At 70.6% G+C, this 19233-nt stretch carries 17 protein-coding genes, 1 tRNA gene, 1 other RNA gene and 1 riboswitch; of the genes, 6 read left to right on the forward strand and 13 right to left on the reverse strand.

What is annotated here, in order from left to right; translation table 11 throughout:
- Positions 1-56: 56 nt before the first annotated feature.
- Positions 57-527 carry a flavodoxin family protein gene (locus DPQ65_RS14775; RefSeq protein ID WP_114908111.1) on the reverse strand — a complete coding sequence of 157 codons (471 nt, stop codon included), beginning with the start codon at positions 525-527 and terminating at the stop codon, positions 57-59.
- Between the two features lie 63 nt (positions 528-590).
- Positions 591-2129 (reverse strand): aldehyde dehydrogenase family protein, encoded by a 1539-nt coding sequence (locus tag DPQ65_RS14780; RefSeq protein ID WP_114908112.1) that lies wholly within the window; start codon positions 2127-2129, stop codon positions 591-593.
- Positions 2129-2261: riboswitch (cobalamin riboswitch) on the forward strand. It overlaps the preceding gene by 1 nt.
- A 90-nt stretch (positions 2262-2351) precedes the next feature.
- Here DPQ65_RS14780 and DPQ65_RS14785 point away from each other — a divergent pair.
- Both DPQ65_RS14785 and DPQ65_RS16230 read left to right on the forward strand, forming a co-directional pair.
- Positions 2352-4166 carry a cell wall-binding repeat-containing protein gene (locus tag DPQ65_RS14785; RefSeq protein WP_114908113.1) on the forward strand — a complete coding sequence of 605 codons (1815 nt, stop codon included), beginning with the start codon at positions 2352-2354 and terminating at the stop codon, positions 4164-4166.
- A gap of 1064 nt (positions 4167-5230) precedes the next feature.
- Positions 5231-5752: a hypothetical protein gene (locus DPQ65_RS16230; protein WP_238146884.1), complete on the forward strand. Its 522-nt coding sequence runs from the start codon at positions 5231-5233 to the stop codon at positions 5750-5752.
- Positions 5753-5996: 244 nt separating this feature from the next.
- On the opposite strand, the gene DPQ65_RS14795 is transcribed toward DPQ65_RS16230, so the two are convergent.
- Genes DPQ65_RS14795 through DPQ65_RS14805 form a run of 3 tightly spaced genes read right to left on the reverse strand, consistent with a single transcriptional unit; the run spans position 5997 to position 7326 of the window.
- Positions 5997-6461 carry an SRPBCC family protein gene (locus DPQ65_RS14795; protein ID WP_114908115.1) on the reverse strand — a complete coding sequence of 155 codons (465 nt, stop codon included), beginning with the start codon at positions 6459-6461 and terminating at the stop codon, positions 5997-5999.
- Between the two features lie 2 nt (positions 6462-6463).
- A complete protein-coding gene (locus DPQ65_RS14800) occupies positions 6464-6991 on the reverse strand; it encodes a LytR C-terminal domain-containing protein (protein ID WP_162802287.1) in 528 nt (175 codons plus the stop codon).
- Positions 6992-7023: 32 nt separating this feature from the next.
- Complete coding sequence (locus tag DPQ65_RS14805; protein WP_114908117.1) at positions 7024-7326, reverse strand: type II toxin-antitoxin system VapB family antitoxin; 303 nt, start codon at positions 7324-7326, stop codon at positions 7024-7026.
- Between the two features lie 80 nt (positions 7327-7406).
- Here DPQ65_RS14805 and DPQ65_RS14810 point away from each other — a divergent pair, with 80 nt between their 5' ends.
- Entirely contained in the window at positions 7407-8063 is a 657-nt protein-coding gene (locus tag DPQ65_RS14810) for an HAD family hydrolase (protein WP_162802288.1), read from the forward strand.
- A gap of 8 nt (positions 8064-8071) precedes the next feature.
- Here DPQ65_RS14810 and DPQ65_RS15810 read toward each other — a convergent pair whose 3' ends face one another.
- From DPQ65_RS15810 to DPQ65_RS14835, 4 genes are all read right to left on the reverse strand, one after another.
- Entirely contained in the window at positions 8072-9694 is a 1623-nt protein-coding gene (locus tag DPQ65_RS15810; protein WP_162802289.1) for a vWA domain-containing protein, read from the reverse strand.
- Between the two features lie 42 nt (positions 9695-9736).
- An RNA gene (gene ffs / locus DPQ65_RS14825) (signal recognition particle sRNA small type) lies at positions 9737-9833 on the reverse strand.
- Positions 9834-10010: 177 nt separating this feature from the next.
- Positions 10011-10098: transfer RNA gene (locus tag DPQ65_RS14830), tRNA-Ser, on the reverse strand.
- Positions 10099-10180: 82 nt separating this feature from the next.
- A complete protein-coding gene (locus DPQ65_RS14835; RefSeq protein WP_114908119.1) occupies positions 10181-11227 on the reverse strand; it encodes a zinc-dependent alcohol dehydrogenase family protein in 1047 nt (348 codons plus the stop codon).
- A gap of 180 nt (positions 11228-11407) precedes the next feature.
- Here DPQ65_RS14835 and DPQ65_RS14840 point away from each other — a divergent pair, with 180 nt between their 5' ends.
- From DPQ65_RS14840 to DPQ65_RS14850, 3 genes are all read left to right on the forward strand, one after another.
- Positions 11408-12646, forward strand: coding sequence for an arginine deiminase (locus DPQ65_RS14840; protein ID WP_114908120.1), 1239 nt, complete (start codon positions 11408-11410; stop codon positions 12644-12646).
- Positions 12647-12654: 8 nt separating this feature from the next.
- On the forward strand, positions 12655-13017 hold the full coding sequence (locus DPQ65_RS14845) for a sterol carrier family protein (protein ID WP_114908121.1): 363 nt from the start codon (positions 12655-12657) through the stop codon (positions 13015-13017).
- A gap of 485 nt (positions 13018-13502) precedes the next feature.
- Positions 13503-14483 carry a hypothetical protein gene (locus tag DPQ65_RS14850; RefSeq protein ID WP_162802290.1) on the forward strand — a complete coding sequence of 327 codons (981 nt, stop codon included), beginning with the start codon at positions 13503-13505 and terminating at the stop codon, positions 14481-14483.
- 121 nt (positions 14484-14604) lie between these two features.
- On the opposite strand, the gene DPQ65_RS14855 is transcribed toward DPQ65_RS14850, so the two are convergent.
- The 4 genes from DPQ65_RS14855 to DPQ65_RS14870 form a co-directional block, all read right to left on the reverse strand.
- Positions 14605-14841, reverse strand: coding sequence for a hypothetical protein (locus DPQ65_RS14855; protein ID WP_162802291.1), 237 nt, complete (start codon positions 14839-14841; stop codon positions 14605-14607).
- 247 nt (positions 14842-15088) lie between these two features.
- Positions 15089-16480 (reverse strand): adenylate/guanylate cyclase domain-containing protein, encoded by a 1392-nt coding sequence (locus DPQ65_RS14860; protein WP_114908124.1) that lies wholly within the window; start codon positions 16478-16480, stop codon positions 15089-15091.
- The gene (locus tag DPQ65_RS14865) at positions 16477-18168 is read right to left on the reverse strand and encodes an NAD(P)/FAD-dependent oxidoreductase (RefSeq protein ID WP_114908125.1); all 1692 of its coding nucleotides are present in this window, start codon (positions 18166-18168) and stop codon (positions 16477-16479) included. Before DPQ65_RS14865 ends, DPQ65_RS14860 begins: the two co-directional genes overlap by 4 nt.
- Before the next feature lie 108 nt (positions 18169-18276).
- A complete protein-coding gene (locus DPQ65_RS14870) occupies positions 18277-19173 on the reverse strand; it encodes an LLM class flavin-dependent oxidoreductase (protein ID WP_114908126.1) in 897 nt (298 codons plus the stop codon).
- Between the last annotated feature and the right edge of the window lie 60 nt (positions 19174-19233).

A 19233-nucleotide genomic window follows, 5' to 3' on the forward strand; every position in this document is an offset into this window, starting at 1 on the left:
TCCGGAGGGAAGGGGCTGCGCGCAACCCTGCGCCGGACGGTCATCGAGGCAGGGACTCAGCCCTCGGGCATCACCGTGGCGGCCAGGACCGCACCCAGCTCCTGACAGGACTCCAGGGCCGCCCGGTCAGGGGACCCCAGCACCTCCACCGTGGGCGCGACCGGCTCCCAGCCCAGCGCCGAGGTGATGCTGCTGATCGCGCGGACCGCGCCCTCGAGCCCCTCGTTGCCGTGGACGTAGGCGCCCCACGGGCGCTTCGTCGTGGCCTCTAGGCACGGATAGTAGATCTGGTCGAAGAAGTGCTTCAGCGCCCCGGACATGTAGCCGATGTTCGCGGGCGTGCCCAGCAGGTAGGCATCGGCCTCGAGCACGTCGACGGCACTGGCCGCCAGCGCGGGGCGGACCACCACGTCCACGCCTGTGATCTCCGCGTCGCGGGCGCCGGCGAGTGCGGCCTCGAGCATCGCCTGCATGCCAGGTGAGGGCGTGTGGTGGACGACCAGGAGCCGTGAGGGGGAGTCGGTCATTCCTCCAGGTTAGGGGCTGTATGCCGAGGCGCACCGGGGCAGTCTGCCCCACCGACCCGTCGGTCAGCTCCGCCAGGGCCGCTTGCCGTGCAGCACGGTGACGGCCGCCCGGAAGATCCCGTCGGTGCGGGTGCGCCGTTGGAAGTTGGTCATGCTGACCGGGGGCGTGAACCGTTGGCGTGCAACGGACTTGGCATAGCAGAACTCGCGGAGACCGTCGGCGCCGTGGATCCGCCCGAACCCGGAGTCACCGACCCCACCGAAGGGCAGCTCGGGCAGCCCGGCAAACCCGATCACGTTGTTGACCGAGGTCATCCCGCTGCGCAGTCTCCGGGCGACCTCCGGACCGTGTCGCCGGGAGTAGACCGCACCACCGAGTCCGTAGCCCACGGCGTTGGCCGAGGCCACCGCGTCGTTCAGGTCGGCCACGCGTTCCACGGTGATGACCGGGCCGAAGGTCTCCTCCACCTGAATGCGGGCGCCCTCAGGGATGTCGACCAGCACGACCGGCTGCAGTGTCCGTTCGGGGTCGGTCAGCAGGCTGTCCGCCCCGATGCCATCATTCGTGCCCGGCGCGTCACCGACCACCACGCGGGCCCCGCCGGTCACTGCCTCGGTGATCTGCTCGCGGATGATGCCGACCTGCTTGGGCAGCGTGATCGGCCCGAGGTCGGCGTTCACATCCAGCCCGGCCCGCACCTGGCCCGCCTCCCGCACGATCGCCGCCACGACCTCGTCATAGACCGCCGTGTGGGCCAGCACCCGCTCGACCCCGATGCAGGTCTGGCCGGCGTTGCTCATCCCGCCCCAGACGGCTGCCTGTGCGGCGGCGGCCACGTCGGCGTCCTCGTCGACGATCAGGGCGTCCTTGCCGCCGCCCTCGATCAGCACCGGCGTCAGGGTCTCGGCGCAGGCGGCCATCACCTTCTTCGCAGTGGCGGTCGAGCCGGTGAACCCCAGCTTGTCGACGCCGGCCCTGCACAGTGCCTCGCCCACCTCGGCCTCGCCCTGCACCACCTGCAGGCACGGGCTGCCGACCGCACGCTCGAAGCTGTCGGCGAGCCACTGGCCGGTCTGGGGAGTGAGCTCGGAGGGCTTGAAGACCACGGTGTTGCCGCCGGCGAGGGCATAGCCGATCGAGCCCATCGGTGTGAACACCGGATAGTTCCACGGACCGATCACTCCGATGACGCCGTAGGGCAGGTACTCCACGGTCGCGGCCAGGTGAGCGGCCAGCAGCGTCGAGCCGACCCGTCGCCGGCCGAGCACCGAGGGAGCCTTTCGAGCGGCCCACGCCAGGTGCTCGATGGCCAGTCCGACCTCGAGCATCGCGTCACCGTGTGGCTTGCCCGTCTCGCGGCGGACCACCGCGGCCAGGTCGTCCATGCCCGCCGTCAGCTCCTGGCGCCACCGGTCCAACAGGTGCCGCCGGCCGGCGAACCCGATGCTCGCCCACCAGGGCTGGGTCTCTCGGGCCAGGCCGACCGCGCGGGTCACCAGCTCGCTGGGGTCACTGGTGCCGTATGCCGTCCGCTCACCACCGGTGCCCACCGCACCGGTGCGGTGGCCGGGGGCGGGACTGTCGGCATACGGGCTGGTCATGCTTCCTATCCTGACCCGCTAGAGTCGGATCACCAAGGTCTGGCGGGGGAAGCCGGTGCGAGTCCGGCGCTGACCCGCAGCCGTGACCCACTTGTGGGGAGCCGGAATGCCTGCCGGGCCTGGCGCTCATCAGATATCCGTCGTGGTCTGCGGATCGAGTCGCAGCCGGGAGACTGGCCCGGCGGCGCGGGACGTGGGCCACCGCACCTGGGAAGGTCCCACATGTCCCGCACGCTCAGCGTGGCGCTGGCCTCGGCCGCGTCACTCGCCCTGCTCGCCCCCGCGGCGCTCGCCGCTCCCAACGACGCCGAGGCCACCGAGGCCGCTGCCGACTACATCGCCGAGAACGTCACGCCCGAGGACAACGGCGCCGGTGCCAACGCCGACGCCGTGCTGGCCCTGCTGGCCGCCGGCGGTCACGACGACCAGGTCGCCGAGTTGGTCGAGGTCCTGCGGACCCAGGCGGGGGACTACGCCGGTGCCGGCGGTCCCGCCGCCGGCAAGCTGGCGCTGGTCGCCGCTGCCACCGGTGCCGACGCGACCGACTTCGGCGGTGTCGACCTGATCGCGGCGATCCAGGACTCGATCGCCGAGGACGGCACCTGCGGCGACTTCGCCTACGCCTTCGGCAACGCCCTGTGCATCATCGGGCTGGACCGCAACGGCGCCGAGGTGCCGGACGAGCTGCTGGCCAACTCCCTGGCGTTCCAGGGCCCCAAGGGTGCGTTCGGCTTCACCGGTGAGGACGGTTTCGTCCCCGAGAACGATGCGACCGGCATGATGCTCACCGCCCTCTCCGGTGTGGCCGACGACCGCGATGCCGCCCTGGCTGCCGCGGCAGCCCGTGACTACCTGGTCGAGGCGCAGGCCGACGACGGCTCCTGGGACGGCTATGTGCCCGTCAACACCACGGGCCTGGTGGCCCCGGCGCTGCAGACCCTTGGGGTCGACATCGAGGACGCGGTCACGTGGGTCGCCGGCCAGCAGACCGAGGACGGTGGACTGCCCGCCGAGGTCGACGGCGAGACGAGCGACCTGATGGCCACCACGCAGGGCATCCTGCCGCTGGCGGGCGAGAGCTACCTCTCGGTCGGCGAGGGCGGCACAGACCTCGTCGAGCTGAGTGTCCAGGCCGACCAGGTCACCCGGGTCGGCGGCGAGAACCGCTACGAGACCGCGGCCCAGGCCAGCGAGCGCTCCTTCCAGCCCATCGTGGACACGGTGTATGTCGCGACCGGCCAGGAGTTCGCGGACGCGCTGACCGGCTCGGCCCTGGCCGGCCACCAGAGCGCACCGGTGCTGCTGGTGCAGCAGGACAACGTGCCGCAGGCCACCGCGACCGAGCTGGCCCGCCTCGACGCGGACCGGGTCGTGGTGCTCGGCGGTGACGTTGCCGTCTCCGACGACGTGGTGGCCGAGCTGGCCGAGGTCAGCGGCACCGAGGTGACCCGCCTGGCCGGTGAGAACCGCTATGAGACGGCGGCCGACGTCGCGGGCGAGTTCACCGAGGTGGACCACGTCTTTGTGGCCACCGGCCTGGAGTACGCAGATGCCCTCGCCGCGTCGGCCGCTGCCGGAGCGGATGGCGTGCCGGTCCTGCTGGTCAATGAGGGTGGCGTCCCGGACGCCACCGCCGCCTACCTGGAGGGGGTCGAGCCCTCCTCGATCACTGTGCTCGGCGGCACCAAGGCCGTGGCCGACGAGACGGTCGAGGAACTGCTCGCTTACACCGACACCGTCGACCGGATCGCGGGTGAGAACCGCTATGAGACCGCTGCCGCGCTCTCCGCGCAGCGCGGTGGAGCCGAGGGCGTGGTCCTGGCCACGGGTCAGGACTACCCGGACGCCCTGACCGGTGCGGCCTACGCCGCCATGGGTGAGGAGCCGGTGGTGCTGGTCCAGCAGAACCGCGTGCCGAACGACACGCTCGCCGAGTTCGACCGGCTCGCGGCCCGCACCGTGCTCGTGCTCGGTGGCCCCGCTGCCGTCGCAGAGGCGGTCGTGGAGCAGGTGACCGAGCACGACTACGCCGGCTGATCTGCTGATGCCTGGTGCCTGGTGCCTGACCGGCTGGGATCTGGCGCCTCGTCGCCTGATGCCTGGTGCCTGACCGCCTGGGATCTGGCGCCTCGTCGCCTGATGCCTGGTGCCTGACCGCCGGGGGCCAGACGGCTGCTTGACACGCTGAGTCACCCCTGACCCCGAATCACGAGGGCGTCCCGGAGTTTCCGGGGCGCCCTCGTGCGTTTGGTGCCGTATTCCGCAGCTCACCGGTTGGTGTCGTGCAGAAGTGGGCAGCGGTGCCCGGTGTTGCACGACGGTGGCTGGTGGCGCCGGGGTGGTGTCGTGCAGGGGCGGTCAGGGGTGCCCGGTGTTGCACGACGGTGGCTGGTGGCGCCGGGGTGGTGTCGTGCAGGGGCGGTCAGGGGTGCCCGGTGTTGCACGACGGTGGCTGGCCGCGTGAGCACGCCAGGTGACTCTGTGGTGGAGTCGATCCGCAGGATGGCTGGTGCGGTGAGTTTCGACGGCGTACTTGTCCACAGCCTCGTCAGCGCTGAGCCGACTGTTTGGGGCACAGTTGCGCGATGAAACGCATACAGGCGAGCGAGCCGGGCGGGGCCTCGCAGGAGGATAGGCCGCCGGGCGTGGCCCGCCGCGCGCGGCAGCAACGGCGCCGGGCCGTGGCGAGTGCTCGGGCCGTGCGGTTTGGCGGTGTGGTGCACCGGCGGACCCTTCGGGCAGACGGGATCACCCGCGATGAAGAACGTAGTGAGGTCCGAGGCGGCCGATGGACCGTGGTGGGGCGGCACACGATCTACGTCGGCGCACCCACAGCAGGTGGCCTCGCTCCGGCCAATGACTTGTGGGCCTGGCGCCGCCCCACCACCTGGCCCGCCACGGCGGCATGGGCCGTGTGGGAGGCAGGGTCTGGAGCCTTGCTTGACGGCACATCAGCACTCCTGGCGGCAGGGTTATCCAACTTCGATGACTCCCTGATCCATGTGACCGTGCCTCGCGGGACGAGAGCCAGACGCCTACCGGGGGTGCGCTTGCACCGTCCTCGGGTGGCGCACCGAGCGGTGGCCTCTGGAGTGCCCACCGTGTCCGTGGAGGCGGCGACGCTCAACGCGGCACAGTGGGCTGTCTCCGATCGCCAGGCGGCCCTGCTCCTGGTGATGCCGGTCCAGCAACGATTGACGACAGGGGATCGACTCCTGGTGGAGTGGACCGCACGTCGGCGCGTGGCGCGGGCGGAGTTCATCAGCAGCATCCTGCGCGATGTGACGGCTGGCGCCGAAGCCCTCGGCGAGTTGGACTTTGCACGGCTGTGCCGCGAACACGCAGTGCCCGAGCCGACCCGACAGGTGGTGCGGGAAGGGCTCAAGGGCCGGATCTTCCTCGATGTCCAGTGGGAGGATTACCGGGCAGGAGTCGAGATCGACGGGGGACAGCATGGCATGGGGCTGAAGCGGGTGGAGGACGCGCTGCGTGACAACGAGCTGCTGCTCGCCAAGAATCCGATGCTGCGCATCCCCATTGTCGGTCTCCGCACGCATCAAGAGGAATTCCTGGACCAGGTGCGCCGGCTGCTCGAGAGCCGGCGACCGGAGCGCCCGGCGTGAAGGGTGTCGCCGGCGGGGCGATTGAGGTGACCGCGACGATTGGTGTCGTGCAGAGGCGGTCAGGGGTGCCCGGTGTTGCACGTCGGTGCCCGGTGTTGCACGTCGGTGCCCCCGTGGGGCCGGGGTGGTCGTGCAGAGGCGGTCACGGGTGCCCGGTGTTGCACGACGGTGCCCCCGTGGGGCCGGGGTGGTCGTGCAGAGGCGGTCAGGGGTGCCCGGTGTTGCACGACGGTGTTGTACATCTCTAGGTCTCGCGGGCGGCGGCCGACGCGATGTCGGTGAGGTCCTGCTCCAACGCCTTGCGGGTGGCCCTGGCCGCCAACGGACCGAAGAGTCTCATCGCGACCTTCGTCACCGCCGAGGGACTGGTGAGCTCGGCGCCGAACCGGACGGACAGCTCGGCCCGACCGCCGTCGCCCAGCGGGGTGAGCGTGAACTCCGTGACATAGCTTGCGCCGCCGGACTCGGCGCGGACCTCGGTGTGTCGCAACGGGTCACACTCAGCAACCCACATCTCCTCCGTGGCCGACCGACCGAACATGGTGCGGGTCTCCCGCCACCGGGTCCCCACGGCATACGGCCCGTCGGTCATCAGCTGCACGGAGGTGACGCCGCTGAGGGTCTCCGCGGCGCGCTCCAGGTCGGTCAGCACCTGCCACACCCGTTCGGGCGAGGCCTCGATGACGCGGCTGAGCGTGATCTCGTTCATGGTCACTCGGTGGCCGTTGCTGAGTCGTCTGCCGGCGCGGACTCGAGCTCCACGAAGTCCGTGCCGATGTAGAGATCGATCTCCGCGATCTCGCGGGTGTCGGCGACCAGCACCGCATCGGGGATGAGCGTGCCCAGCAGCTGGGCGGCCTCCTCGCCCTCCGGCCCGTGGTGGATCTCGGCGACCTGTGGCGTCTCGGTGCCCTGGGGTGCGTTGTCCACCGCATCGATGGAGTAGCCGTGGCTGGCCAGGGCCTCACTGGTGCGACCGGCGATGCCCACTGCGCCCGAAGCGTTGTAGACGTTGACGGTCACATCCTCCGGCTGGAGCGCCGGGGCCGTGGCGGTGGCGGTGACCTGGTCCTGGTCGCTGCTCCCGCCGTCGCCCCCGGGCAGCCAGCCCTGGAAGTAGGCCAGGGCGTAGAGCCCGATGGCAGCCAGCAGGGTGACCAGTGCGGTCAGCACCAGGGCGGCGCGGCGGCGGCGACGGCGAGCGGCAGTCGACATACCGGCAGTGCGGACATATCCCACGGGAGAACTCCTTGTGATCCGGTGAGCGAACGCTACCGAGCGTCCGGTGCGGTGACCACGAGGACACGCCCGTGCACGAAGGGCCGGCCGCCCAGGGCGGCCCGCAGTGCGCGGTGCAGACCGTCCTCGAGATAGAGCTGGTCGCGATACTCCACCACATGGCAGAAGATGTCGCCGTAGAAGGTGGAGTCGGCCGCCAGCAGGTGCTGCAGGTCCAGGGTCGCCTTCGTGGTGATCAGCTCATCGAGTCGGATCATGCGTGGCGGCAGGTGTGACCAGTCCTCCAGGTGGTGGGGAGGGTAGGGCTGCCCGTCACCCACTCCCTTGAAGATCATGTGGCCAGTGTAGGAGCCCGGGCACGCAGGCCGTCATGCGCAGGGCCAAAGCGGCACTGGAGACCTGCGACCATGGGTCGATGAGCCTGCCGACCCCTGACGCTCCGCATGCCACGATCCGGCGACTCGCGCAGGACTGCGCGGTCGTCGTCTTCGACCTCGATGGTGTCGTGCGCGAGTTCGCGCCGAGCAACTCGGCGTCGGTCGCGGCCGGCCTGGGGATGAGCCCCCAGGAGTTTCTCGACCTGGCACTCGCCCCCGAGCTGCTACGTCCCGTCGTCACCGGTCGGACCACCTTCAGGCAGTGGTGCGACCAGATCGCGTCCGCCCTGGTGGAGCGGGGGGCGCGATCTGACCTGGCACGGGAATCGGTGCAGCACTGGATCGCAGATCGCGGTGCCCCAGTCGCCGAGACGGTGGAGCTGATGGCTGAGCTTGAGAAGGACGGGCGGCAGGTCTTCCTGTTCACGAACGGCACCGACAACATCCCCACGGAACTGCCCCAGATCGGCCTCGGGCACCTGGTCGACGTGGCCCTGAACAGCGCCGTGTTCGGGGTGGCCAAGCCGGACCAGGAGGCGTATGCCGCGGCGCACGCCGCCATCGAGGTGCACCTGGGGAGGTCGGTGGCCCGGGAGCAGGTGCTGTTCACCGACGACCTGGCCGTGAACGTCACCGCCGCCCGGAAGTTCGGCTGGCAGGCCGTGCACTTCACGGTGGGGCCGACCGGCGGCTGACCGCCCTCTCAGTCCTCAGGAACGGACGGCGGGCGGTCCAGGTCCTCGTCGAGGACCTGCAGCAGCTCACCGAGGCCGTCGCCGCCGTCGGGGGCGAGGGATCGCGCCTCCTCCTGCAGGTCAGCGAGCGTGAAGCCCCGGTCGGCCACGATGCGGTTGCCCTTGAGCAGCTCGGCCGAGTCGGCCACCAGGGCTGCCCGGCGGAGGGAGTCGGAGGGGTTGTCCAGGGACCAGGTGATCGGAGCGTTGACCTCAGTGGTCTGGCCCGTCTCCGGGTCGGCCCAGCGAAGCCTGGCCTCGCCGACCTCCGTGCCGTCGGTGACGGCCTCGGTCGGCACCAGCTCATAGAGCGCGGAGACCCGATGGCCCGCACCGAGCTCGCCGGCGTCCACGGTGTCGTCGCGGAACTCCTCGTCTTCCAGCGCCCGGTTCTGGTAGCCGACCAGCCGGTAGGACTCGACGAACTCGGGGTCGAACTCGACCTGGCTCTTGGCATCCCGTGCCACGACCGTCAGGGTCTGGGTCAGGTCCTCCACGAAGAGCTGCTCGGCCTCCTCGAAGGTGTCGAGGTAGGCATAGAAGCCGTCGCCCTGGTTGGCCAGCTGCTCCATGAGCGTGTCGTTGTAGTTGCCCATCCCGTAGCCGACGGTGACCAGATGGATGCCCTCCTCGCCGGCCCCGGCGATCTCCGCGGCCAGGGCACTGCCGTCGGTCGTGCCGACATTGGCCACCCCGTCGGAGGCCAGCACCACCACGTTGACGCCGTCCTCGACATGGGCCTCGCGGGTCTGCTCATAGCCCATCAGCAGGCCGGCCTCCATGTTGGTGGAGCCACCGCTGCGCAGGTCGTCGATGGCCTGGATGATCGTGTCGCGATCGGCCACCGGCGTGGGCTCCAGCACCGGCTCGGCGTCGTCGCCGTAGGTGACGATGGCGATGGTGTCGTCCTCGTTCAGGCTCTGCACCAACAGGGCGAGCGAGGCCTGCACCAGGCCGAGCCGCTCCCGGATGTCCATCGACCCTGAGGTGTCGATCACGAAGGTGATGTTGGCTGGTGGGCGGTCCTCGTCCGCCACCTCGGCCGCGCTGATCCCGAGGCGCACCAGGGCCGTTCCCTCCTCGGCCCGGGGCGCTGACCCGGTCTCCACGTGCAGACCGAGCGCGGCCTGCTCAGGCGAGCTGTCGGCATACTCGAAGGCATTGACCCACTCCTCGACCCGGATGGAGTCCGGTGCGGGAGCCAGCCCCTCGGCGGCCAGGCCCTGCGCGACCCGATAGGAGCCCGTGTCCACGTCCAGGCCGAAGGTCGACTGCGGATGCTCCTGTGCCGCAACCCATCTGGTGTCGCCGACGTCAGTGAACTCGTTGTCCTCGCCCGGACCCGGAGGTGGCACCGGAGGCACTGGCATCGGCTCGGGAGCGGCCACGTCTGCTGCCCCCTCGCTCGCCGCCACCGCGCCGGGTGCGGCCCCGTCCCTGGCTGTCTCGTAGTCCTCGACGTAGCGGCGCGCCTCCTCGTGGTCCGAGGTGATGGGCGTGGTCTCATCGGGCCCGTCCGGCTCGGGGCCCCCCGAGCATGCCGTGGCACCGAGCCCCACCACCAGCAGCACTGCGAGCATCTTCTTGTTCATGACCGTGCGACGGTGTTGACGCGCGCGTGGTTCCCCGGAGACGGAGACGGCCCCCCGCGCACCTGGAAGAGCTCACCTGCCCTTGCTGCATTCCTGCCCTGGGGGAGTTCAGTGAGGTACCACCGCACGGGGGACCGCCTCCATGATAAGCGTCCGGAGCGCGCCTGACGAAACCTGGCCCCGGACGGCGGCGCCGGCTGCGGTGCGACATCACCTGCGCGAGGCGACGGCCGAGCGGGCTCGCGGCCCGCACCCGGTCAGGTCTCGCCGGGCGGGGACCGGAAAACCCCCGGGCGCAGGGCCCGGGGGTTCCGAGTGGCGGAGGATGGGGGATTTGAACCCCCGAGGGTTTTATCCCAACACGATTTCCAATCGTGCGCACTAGGCCACTATGCGAATCCTCCGTCGGAGAGGTTACCCGACAGCCTGCTGACCTCCGAAATCGCGGGGGCGGCCCGAGAGGTCTGCCTGCGCGCGGCGGACCACTCAGGGGCGCAGCATCACCTTGATGGCGGCGCGTTCGTCCATCGCGCGGTAGGCGTCGGCGACCTCGCTCAGCGGCCGCACGGAGTCGAAGACACGACCCGGGTTGATCTGGCCGTCCAGGACACGGGGCAGCAGATCGGCCAGGTAGCCGCGCACCGGCGCGACACCACCGGCCAGGCCCACATTGCGACCGAACATCTGACCCATCGGAGCCTCGGCGCCGTGCGGCACCCCGACGAAGCCGACCATGGCGCCGGGCCGGGCACTGGCGAAGGCCTGGTCCATCGACTCCTTGGTGCCGACGCACTCCAGCACGGCGTCGGCGCCGACCCCGTCGGTCAGCTCCATGACCCGGGCCACGCCCTCGTCGCCGCGCTCGGCGACGACGTCGGTCGCCCCGAACTCACGGGCCACCGCCTGCCGGTCCGCGTGCCGAGACATCGCGATCACCCGCTCGGCACCCTGCAACGAGGCGGACAGCACACCGCACAGGCCGACGGCACCGTCCCCGACCACCACGACCGTGCTGCCCGGGCGCACGCGGGCGGAGACGGCCGCGTGCCAGCCGGTAGCCATCACGTCGGTGAGGGTCAGCAGCGAGGGCAGCAACGCCTCGTCGGGCTGCTCCGGTGTCGCGACCAGCGTGCCGTCCGCGAGCGGCACGCGCACGAACTCACCCTGGCAGCCGTCCACGAAGTCCCCGTTCCGGTCCGTGCCGCCGAACCCGCCGCCGTTGGCGCAGGCCGACTGCATGCCGGCCGTGCAGTGGGCGCAGGTGTTGTCCGACCAGAGGAACGGCGTGATGACGAAGTCGCCCGAGCGGATGGTGGTGACCTCGCTGCCGACCTCCTCGACCACGCCGATGAACTCGTGGCCGATGCGACGTGGCCTGGTCACCTTCGAGACCCCTCGGTAGGGCCACAGGTCGGACCCGCACACGCAGGTCGCCGAAACCTTGACGACGGCGTCGGTCGGCTGGAGGATCTGCGGGTCGGGCACCTGCTCGAGGCGGATGTCTCCCGGGGCGTGCAGCACGGTGGCGTCCATGGGCCCATTCTGTCGGTCCTCGAACGTATGCGGAGGGGCAGGGTTCCCCACCCAGGTCACCGCTCGCTCGGGCGAGGGTGCGGGGAGAGCCGCCTCACGGCATACTCGCGGGGTCTGTTTCTCGCCAGTGAGTGCGAGGATGGTCACTCCCGACGCACAGCAGCGACGAAAGGATCCGCCATGCCACTCCACGTTGGTTCGGAGGTGGGGAGGCTCCGGCAGGTGATCGTGCACCGTCCCAACCTGGAGATGCGCCGCCTGACCCCGGAGAACAAGGGGCGTTACCTGTTCGACGAGATCCTCTGGGTCGAGCGGGCCCAGGAGGAGCACGACGAGTTCGTCCGGGTGATGCTGGAGCGGGACGTCACGGTGCACCACTTCCACCAGCTGCTCGAGGAGACGCTGGCCATCCCCGAGGCGCGGCGACAGGTGCTGTCCCAGACGCTCGACGAGCGACACCTCGGTCCGTTCGCGGCGCACGAGATGCATGAGCTGTTCGACCAGATGGCCGACGAGGAGCTCACCCAGTTCCTCATCGGCGGGATCACCAAGGCCGAGGTGCTGGAGCGGATGGAGGCGCCGCGCTCGGTCGTCATCGCCCAGCTGGACCCGCACGAGGCCCTGCTCGCGCCGCTGCCCAACCACCTGTTCACGCGGGACACCTCCGCCTGGCTCTACAGCGGCGTCGCGGTCAACTCGATGCACAAGAAGGCGCGCCGTCGGGAGACCGTGCACTACGAGGCGATCTATCAGTGGCACCCGATGTTCAAGGACGTCGGCATGGACTGGTGGACCGAGGGCGTCGAGGCCGGCCCGGCGACCGCTGAGGGCGGCGACATCCTGGTGCTGGGCAACAAGGTGCTGCTGGTCGGGGTCAGTGAGCGCACCACGACCCAGGGCGTCGAGCGGCTCGCACAACGCACCCTGGCCTCGGACCAGGTCGACACGATCATCGCGCTGGACATGCCCAAGGCGCGGGCCGTGATGCACCTGGACACCGTGATGACGATGCTCGATGAGGAGACGTTCACCAAGTACCTCGGGCTGCCGGACCTGACGTCCTACACCATCACCTCCGACGGAGCGGGGGACTCGGACCTGCCCGACCTGCAGATCCGGTCCAACGACCCCGCCGACATGATGAAGGTGATCGGGGACGCCATGGGCATCGGCACGCCCCGGGTGGTCGCCGCGGACCAGGACCCCCGCGCTGCTGCGCGTGAGCAGTGGGACGACGGCTGCAACGTCCTGGCTCTCGAGCCGGGGGTGGTGGTGGCCTACCAGCGCAACACGGTCACCAACGACTACCTGCGCGGACTGGGCGTCGAGGTCCTGGAGATCGCCGGCCAGGAGCTCGGCCGTGGTCGCGGTGGCCCGCGCTGCATGTCCTGTCCAATCGAGCGGGACGCGCTGGGCTGAGCGCACCCGTGCCCCCACGTCGTCGCACCCCGCCCGACCAGGGCGAACAGGCTCTGGCCCTCTGGCGTTCAGCACCCGACCAGACCCCGCGCCAGGCGCTCGCGACCGCTGTGCGCTACACCTTGGAGGAGCTCGCCGAGCGCGCACCCGGTCGCTCCGTCGAGGTGCGGGTGCCGCCGTTCGGTGCCATCCAGTGCATCGAGGGACCTCGACACTCGCGGGGCACCCCCACGAACGTGGTGGAGTCGGACGCCCAGTCGTGGTTGCGGCTGGCCACCGGCGCCTCGACGTGGGAGCAGGAACGCGAGGCCGGTGCTGTCCGTGCCAGCGGACAGCGCGCTGACCTGTCGGAGTGGCTCCCGCTGTGGTGAGGCTGGCTCGACGACCCATCACGCGATCGGCGCACATGGTGCCGTTCGCGCACCGCTGGTAGCCGCCGACGTGCGTGCCTCGCTCCTGCTGTAACCCCATCGCGCAGCGGGTGGCCGCTGGTTTGCGTGCCGGTGCACTCATTCGGGCGGCCGAGTGGTCGATGGTGGCGGCTTCGGTCTGGTGGATGTGGAGGTGGCCGCTGGTTTGCGTGCCGGTGCACTCATTCGGGCGGCCAGGTGGTCGATGGTGGCGGCTTCGGTCTGGTGGATGTGGAGCTGGCCGCTGGTTTGCGTGCCGGTGCACTCATTCGGGCGGCCAGGTGGTCGATGGTGGTGGCTTCGGTCTGGGGGATGTGGAGCTGGCCGCTGTTTTGCGTGCCGGTGCACTCATTCGGGCGGCCAGTCGCGGGGATGACTCCAAGAGTGGAATGGCCACCTTGTGGACAACCGCTGCGGAGGCGCCTGCCTCGGGGGAAGATCGGCCGATGGAGCCAAGCTCAACTCGGTCGCAGCGTGCCGCGGCAGCACGCGTCAAGCGAGCGCGTCGTCAGGCTCTGGCCCGGACCATCTCGGCGGAGTTTGACGGAGTCGTCACCCGCCAGCTGATGCAGCAGGCCGGGCTGACTCGAGGCCAGATCAGAACAGAGGAAGAGCGCGGTGTGTGGACCGCGGCCGGTTGCCACACCCTGTGCATCGGCACGGACGTGCCACAGGGCCGCGGTCGGTGGTGGTGGGCGCTGTGGGAGTCAGGGGCCCACGCGGTGCTGGACGGCGTGACAGCACTCCTTGCCGCAGGGCTTCAGGGGTGGGACGAGCGGGCCATTCATGTCACTGTCGGTCACCGTGCCCATGTGCGATCGCTGCCGGGAGTGGTCCACCATCATCTGCGTCGCCCGGGCGAGACGTCGACTGACATCGTGACGGCGGGCCTGCGGCGCACGAAGCCGGACCTGGCGACCATCCGGGCTGCACAGTGGGCCCCGACGGACCGGCAGGCTGCCACGATCATCGCGATGACGGTGCAGCAGCGGTTGGTGGCACCAGCGACGCTCATGAGGCGCTGGAGTCGGATGAGGCGCGGTCCGCGACGACAGCTGATCGATGAGGTGATCCAGGATGTCTGCAACGGCGCACACTCGATGAACGAGCTGGACTTCGCCAAGGTCTGCCGGCGGCGCGGGCTCCCTGAACCCACTCGCCAGGCGGTGCGCAGGGGGCACAACGGCAGGGTCTATCTCGACGTCTTATGGGACGACCTCGAGCTGCACGTCGAGATCCAGGGTGCGCAGCACCTCCAGGGAACGGCTGGGATCGACGATGCGCTCAGGACGAGTGACCTCGGCCTGCAGTCCAGCGCGCTAGTCAGTCTGCAGGTGCCCGTGCTAGGCCTGCGGAGCTGTCCGGACCTCTTCCTGGATCAGATTGAGCAAGGCATGCAGGTTGCTCGCCGCCGTCTTCTGGCGTGAGGTGCCTGATCCGTCTTCTGGCGTGAGCTGCCTGAACCTGCGGGCCGTCGGGTCCGCAGGACGAGCGTCCCATGGGACCCGGGAGCCACGCTGAGCCCGAGTCCAACCTGCGCAGAGAGCGCTATCGGCGGGTGGAAAAACGCTCAGCGACCAGGTAGGCGATCCCGCCCAGCAGACCGCCGATCAGCCCGCCTGGCACAGCCATCACGATCATCTCCTGCATCGGAGACGCGTAGGCGGACGGCGGCCCCAGGTAGGCGAGCACGGCCCCGACCACGAGCCCGATAAGGGCGCCGGTCACCAGGAACGGCACCATTCTGGGGCGGCGATAGACGGGTCGGCGCTGCGAGGTGGTCACGCCTCAAGGATGCCACGCGCCCCTGAGAGTCGCCCGAGGAAGGGCTGGGACGATCGACTCCACACCAGGCATCACGATGACGCCCGATCGACTCCGCACCAGGCATCACGATGACGCCCGATCGACTCCGCAACAGGCGTCACGATGAACGCCCCATGACTCGCGGGCGTTGCAGCCCCGCACAGTCCGTGTGCCGCGGGCAGCCCCGCGCACCGCGAGACCGCTGTGCTCGGCGGATGCTCCGTGCTCAGTGGGCGGTGACGCTGTGGGCTCCTCCTAGATCCTCGACGAGGAACACCTGGACCGGTCGCTCCTTGCCCTTGAGCTCGAGGGCGCCCAACGGCCGGGTCGTGGCGCCGGACAGCTCGGCCAGCGTCGCTGCGCTGATCGCCACTCCACCCGCGGGGGCGCGGCCCTCGATGCGAGAGGCAGTGTTGACCGCGTCACCGATCACCGTGTGGGTGCGACCACCCTCCGTGCCCAGGAGACTCACGGCAATGGGCCCGGTGTTGATGCCGACCCGGAAGCGCGGCCAGTCCGGATGCCGGTCGGCGACCACGCCCGTCGCCTCCTGCAGCGCCAGGCCTGCACGGACTGACCGGACCGCGTGGTCCGGCTGTCGGCCGTGGGCGTTGAAGGTGACCATCAGCGCGTCCCCGATGATCCGGTCCACAGTGCCCCCGTGACTCACGACCGCGGGCACAGCGACCCGGAAGTAGGTGTTGAGCATCGCCCGGACGGTCTCAGGACTGTGCTGCTCGGAATAGGCGGTGAACCCCTGTAGGTCGGCGAAGAGCACACTGTCCTCCCGCTGGCCGGCCGCAGTGTCCTGCAGGTACAGGGCCGAGAAGCGCTCCTCCCGCCACGACCGCCGCGCCCCGACCGCCACCAGGCCGAACGCCACGAGCAGGAGCACGTGCCACTCCCACCAGGACAGGTGCCAGGACGTCGCGAGCGCCATCGCCACCAGGGCCTCGGCGAGCAGGAGGTATGCCGACAGTACCGCGAGCAGGACGCCCTCCCGTCGCGCTCTCCACAGGAGGGCGTAGCGCCAGGCTGCCACGGCATACAGGATCACCCCGGGAACGGCCAGGAGGAGGGGGAGGGACTCGACCTGGGTCGGTGGGCCGTCGAGTGGGGGGACGGCCGCCAGCGAGACCACGGCCCAGATGAGCATTGCGGCCAGGAGGGCCCAGCGGAGGCGCCGCGCGCGGGCGACCTCTGCCACGGCGTCCGTGCCAGTGACCTCCCGTGTCGACCGCAGCGCAAAGAGTGAGCCGATCACGACACCGACGGGCGTCGCCGCGACGAACCCGACATTCGACTCCGCCAGCAGCACGCCCGGCGTAGCGAGCGCGTGCAGACCCAGGAAACCCGCCGAGGCCAGGAACGCCGCCGAGACATGAGTGAGCCGGGCGTCGCCGCGTTGGGCCGCGGCATCACCGGTGGAGTAGGCGAGCGCCGCCGACAGCAGCGCCGCGCCCAGGACCAACCAGAAGTGGGATGGGTGGTGCTGCCACTCCAGGTCCAGCCGTGGGTAGCCGAGCAGGAGGCCCAGCCCGAGAAGGGGGAGGGCGAGGGCGATCGCCGCGCCGACCAGGGCTGCGGGCTGTGTCCCCCCGGCGCGGTGCCTGATCATTCGCGGGTGAGGCTCAGGTGCTGGTGGACCTCGGACACCACGACAGAGCCCTCGCCGACGGCGGAGGCGACCCGCTTGACCGAGCCCGCGCGCACGTCGCCGACCGCGAAGAGGCCCGGCATCGAGGTCTCGTGCGGTCGGGAAGGACGGTCGGGGTCCGGAGCCGTTGTCTCGGTGCCGGTGAGGAGGAAGCCGCGCTCGTCGCGCATCACCTGCTGGGGCAGCCAGTCGGTGCGCGGTTCGGCGCCGATCATCACGAACAGGCCGTCGACGTCGACGACAGAGGTCTCGCCGGTGCCGCGGTCGGTCAGGGTGAGGCGCTCGAGGCGGCCGGTGCCTTCCCCGGCCGTCGCCGCCGAGGACAGGTGGACCGCGATGACCGGCTCTCCGGCGATCGCGTCGATGAGGTAGGCTGACATGGTGTCCTCCAGGCGTGGGCCGCGCACGATCAGGTGCACCGCACGGCAATAGCGCGCCAGCTGCAGGACGGCCTGGCCGGCTGAGTTGCCCCCACCGATGACTGCCGCCGACAGCCCGGTCAGGGCGTGGGCTGCCGAGACGCTGGCGCCGTAGTAGACCCCGCGTCGTGTGAACTCCTCGATGCTGGGCACGCCCAGCCGCCGATAGGTCACGCCACAGGCCACGATCACAGCGCGTGCGGTCACCGCGCCCTGTCCGGAGATCGTCGCGCGGAACCCGTCGTCGAGGCGAGCGATGTCCGCCACCGCGTGGGTGAGCAGGAACCGCGCCCCGAAGACCCACGCCTGCTGATAGCCACGCTGGGCCAGCTCCGAGCCGCTGAGGCCTCGGGAGAACCCGAGGTAGTTGCGGATCAGGGAGCTCGTGCCCGCCTGACCGCCGATGGCCTCCCGCTCCACCACGAGGGTGCGCAGCCCCTCCGAGGCGCCGTAGACAGCAGCCGCCAGACCGGCCGGTCCGGCTCCAACGACCAGCAGGTCCACGGCACGACCGTCCTCGTCGAGGGCGGTCGGGATGCCCCAGGCGCCCAGGATCTCCGCGTCCGTGGGGTCGACCAGGGTGGGACCGCCGAGGGCCGGCATCCACACCACGACCTCCCCGTTCCGGTCCGGTGCGGCGCGCTCGAGCACCCGCTGGCCGGACGCGCTGTTCCGCTCACGGAAGGCCGCGGGGATCCGGTTCCGGTGCAGCAGGTTGCTGATCTCGAACCCGCGACCCGAGTGCCGCTCCGCGACGACGACGACCTCACGCTCGTTGCGCGGATCGGCGCGGGACCAGTCCTGGACCAGCTCGGCCACCGTGCGGTGGAACAACTCATCACCGTCCGCCCACGGCCGGAGCACGTAGGAGTGCACATCACCGATGGCGGTGCCCTGCAGGATGGTCTGGGCCACCTCAGGGTTCGACCACGCACCCCAGTCGATCAGGAGCGCCCTGCGCGCCTCCGGGTGGAGCGTGCGGGCCGCTGTCACGACGGTGGTGCGCTCGCTCGCGTCGAGGCCGTCGCCCACCAGGATGAGCGCGACCCGCTCACGACGGCCGTGCGCCCCCTCCAACTGCCGCACGGTGTCGGCGTCGGACGGCTCGCCGCGCACCCGGTAGGAGGCGCCGAAACTGCGGGCCAGCTCGGTCTCGACCCGACCCAGGCGTCCCGGGTCGGCGTCGACGGCGAGGATCATCGGGCGGGCAGCCCCGTCGGCCATGGCCATGGCTCAGCGTAGAAGCGGCCGAGGACCAGGCGCTAGCCCCTCGTGAGCGAACCGTCAGCCTTCCGACCTCGGGCACCACGCCACCAAGCGGGCGTGCCCGTGCGGAGCCTACGTGCCGGACGACGCGAGAAACGTCTCCAGGACCGAGAAGTCGCCGGTGTAGGGCCCATCCGGCCTGGGCCAGTGCACGATGACGTCGGTGAACCCGAGCTCCTCCGCGCGGCCGACCTGCCCAGTCAGGAGGTCCACACTGCTCAGCGCCGCCGGGCCAGAGGCATCGAGGACGAGGTAGCGGTCCAGGGGCGGCCGGTCGCCACCGCGCCTGGCCGCCGACTCCGCAGTCTCCAGCGACGCCGACTCCGCCTCGCTGAAGCGCTCAGCGCGCTCGGCGACGCCAGCCCACCAGTGGTCAAGGGCGTCCCGCTCGGCCCACGTCCCGGCGGCGGGGCCGGTGGTCACCCAGCCCTCGGCATACGTCACGGCCAGCTGCATGGCACGGGGCCCCTCCGCCGCGACGACCAACGGGGTGCGGGCCGGGGTGAGGTTGCGCGCATCGACCGTCGTGAAGAACTCACCCGCGTGATCGACGTGGTCCTCACGCAGGCAGCGGTCCAGCAGAGGCACGAACTCTCGGAACCGGCGGGAACGCTCGCCGCGGGTCAGCTGATCACCGAGGATCCCGGCGTCCAGATCACCGCCGGCGCCGACGCCCAGCAGGACCCGGCCACCGGAGATGTCCTCGAGGGTCACCACGTCGCGGGCCAGCGCTACCGGGTGCCGGAAGTTCGGCGAGCTCACCAGGGTGCCGAGTTGGATCCGCTCGGTGACCATCGCGGCTGCGGTGAGTGTGGCGACGGTGGAGTGCCACGGCGAGTCCGGGAGCCCGCCCCACACGAGATGGTCATAGGTCCAGGCGTGGTCGAACCCGAGCTCCTCCGCCCGGCGCCACAGCGGCTCGGCGACTGTCCAGGGGTGCTCGGGCAGGATGCAGATGCCGTAGCGCATGGGCTCAGGCTAGAGCGAGCTGCCGATCACGCCGGAGGTGGGTGGCCGCTGGAATGGGTG

The organism is Ornithinimicrobium murale (assembly GCF_003352835.1).
In the GTDB taxonomy this organism is placed as follows: domain Bacteria; phylum Actinomycetota; class Actinomycetes; order Actinomycetales; family Dermatophilaceae; genus Ornithinicoccus; species Ornithinicoccus muralis.